The organism is Mesorhizobium sp. M7A.F.Ca.ET.027.03.2.1 (assembly GCF_003999175.1).
In the GTDB taxonomy this organism is placed as follows: Bacteria; Pseudomonadota; Alphaproteobacteria; order Rhizobiales; family Rhizobiaceae; genus Mesorhizobium.
In genome coordinates this window covers 1-2,284 of sequence record NZ_RZOM01001004.1, presented here as the reverse complement: position 1 = coordinate 2,284, position 2,284 = coordinate 1, and the positions used below count along the sequence as shown (strand labels likewise).

Annotated in this window: 3 protein-coding genes; 1 reads left to right on the top strand and 2 read right to left on the bottom strand. The window is 63.6% G+C overall.

What is annotated here, in order from left to right:
- The coding region (locus EN750_RS30310; protein WP_145968052.1) for a CoA transferase subunit A at window positions 1-792 on the bottom strand (792 nt) is incomplete at its 3' end.
- A 122-nt stretch (window positions 793-914) separates the two neighbouring features.
- Between EN750_RS30310 and EN750_RS30305 the strand changes: the two genes are divergently transcribed.
- The gene (locus EN750_RS30305) at window positions 915-1,685 is read left to right on the top strand and encodes an IclR family transcriptional regulator C-terminal domain-containing protein (protein ID WP_127398932.1); all 771 of its coding nucleotides are present in this window, start codon (window positions 915-917) and stop codon (window positions 1,683-1,685) included.
- Window positions 1,686-1,960: 275 nt separating this feature from the next.
- Here EN750_RS30305 and EN750_RS30300 read toward each other — a convergent pair.
- Window positions 1,961-2,284 (bottom strand): FAD-binding oxidoreductase (locus EN750_RS30300; protein ID WP_145968051.1); only part of this gene is annotated, 324 nt, incomplete at its 5' end.

Sequence of the window (2,284 nt, the reverse complement as noted above, 5' to 3'; positions counted from 1 at the left end):
GACCTGCATCCACGCCTGGAATTTCTCGCGGTCGGCGGCGATCTCGTCCCATTCGAGATAGGCCGCATTGTCGCGCGCATAGTAGCCATGCGCGTAGGAGGGATGCGAGCCGCCGGGCACGACCGATATCGCCGCGATCGTCCAGCGCGGCAGCACGGTCAGATTGGGGTGCAGATCGTCGAAATTGTCGACGACTTCCTCGACGGTCACCACAGCGCGTTTGGCCGCCAGCACCGCTTCCTTCTGAATGCCGATGATGCCCTCGACCAGCACATTGCCTTTCCTGTCGGCCTTCTGGGCATGGATGAAGGTGACGTCAGGCCGGATCGAAGGGACAGCGGCCAGCACCTCGCCGGTGAACGGACAGGTCACCGACTTGATGTTCGGGTTGACCGCCGCGAGGCCAGCACCGCGATAGCCGCGAAACACCGCGCAGGGCAGGCCGGCAGCACCCGCTTCATAGGCATTGGCCATGCCGGCATGGCTGTGCTCCTCGATTTCGAGTGAGCGCGGAAAGCCGTTCTCGATGGCATCGCGGGCGCGCCGCAGCAGGCCGACGCCGGGATTGCCGACATAGGAGAAGACGATTTTCTTCGCCATGCCCATGCCGATCATCTGGTCGTAGATCAGGTCCGGCGTCATGCGGATCAGGGTCAGGTCGCGAAAACCCTGGCGGATCGCCTCATGCGCCGCCGCCGTCGGGATCAGATGGGTGAAGCCTTCGAAGGCGACGGAGTCGCCATCTTTCAAATTCTCGGCCACGGCCTGTTTGAGCGGCAGGAACTTGACCATCGCATCGGCTCCGGGTTTTCAGAAAGTTCGTATTGCGAACATATGTTTTGTATGCGATACTTTCTACGCTGAGCGAGGGCGAGGAGTCAATCCTGACGCCGATGCCGTTCCGCGGAGACAAGATGGACGAAGCGGCTGTTTCCCGTGATCATGTCGGCTCGCTCGAGCGCGGCCTCGCCGTCATGGAGATCCTGGCCCGCCATCCCTCGGGCATGACGCTGACAGAAATGGCGGAGGAAGCGGGCCTCACCCGCGCCGGCGCCCGCCGCTTCCTGCTGACACTCACCGCCACCGGCTATGCAACACAGGCCGGCCGCGTGTTCTCGCTGTCGCCGCGCCTGCTGACGGTTGCCCGCACCTGGCTCGGCGGCGCCTCGCTATGGGCCTTCGCCGCGCCCATCATGCGCTCTGTGGCAGCACAACTGAACGAGGCCTGCTCGGCGGCCATCCTGTCGGGTGAGGATGTCGTCTATGTCGCCCGCATTCCCGGCCGCCGCATCCTCAGCGTGTCGCTCGACGTCGGCACCAGGCTGCCGGCCTACTGCACCTCGATGGGACGCATCCTGCTTGCCGGCCTGGCGCCCCAGGAATTGGACGCATTCCTCGGCCAAGCGACGATCGAGAGACGGACGCCGAAGACGATCACCGACAGGCGTTTGTTAGCCAACGCCATCGCCAAGGCGAAGGCCGACGGCTTTGCTATCGTCGATGAGGAGCTGGAGCTCGGCCTGCGCTCCATCGCCGTGCCAATCCGCGACCGGGCAGAGCGCACCGTCGCGGCCATCAACGTCTCGACCCAGTCGGCGCGATTTTCGGTCGCGGAGATGGAGCGAGAAATCCTGCCGGTGCTGCTGGAGGCAAAGCAGCGCATCGAGGATTTCTTCGTCGTCTAATCAAATCGCCCGAAAACTCTTCAACCGCCAGCGCCGCCCCTCATTGCCCTGCCGGGCATTTCTCCCCGTAAACGGGGCGAAAGACGCTGGCCGCAACGCTGGCATCTTTTCTGCACCGCAGACAATTGGCGAAAGCAGCGATGGCAGCGTCCCTCGCCCCGTTTACGGGGAGAGGATGCCGGCAGGCAGGTGAGGGGCAGCGCCAACGTCGGGAGTTGGCGTCTACTAGATCAGGTCCATCATTCCTTGAGCGATGGGTGACAAAGACGATTCTCTCAATGCTTGATGCGATCCCTCATCGCGTACCAAAGCATGCCCAGCACGTAGAGCGGACCGCGCAGCGCCGTGCCGCCCGGGAACGGCATCGGGGTCAGCGTCGAGAACAGATCGAGCCGCGAGGCATCGCCGGTGATCGCTTCGGCAAGCAGTTTGCCGGACAGCGTCGACAGGATGACGCCCTTGCCGGAATAGCCATGCGCGAAATAGACCTCGCCATAGTGCCCGACATGCGGCAGCCGCGACGTCGTCACCGACACCAGCCCACCCCAGGCATGATCGATGCGGCAGTCCTTGAGCTGCGGAAAGGTCTTTTCCATATG

Bases quoted from the DNA above. Each gene is read 5' to 3' on its own strand.
- EN750_RS30305 (WP_127398932.1), top strand. From the start codon at position 915: ATGGACGAAGCGGCTGTTTCCCGTGATCATGTCGGCTCGCTCGAGCGC.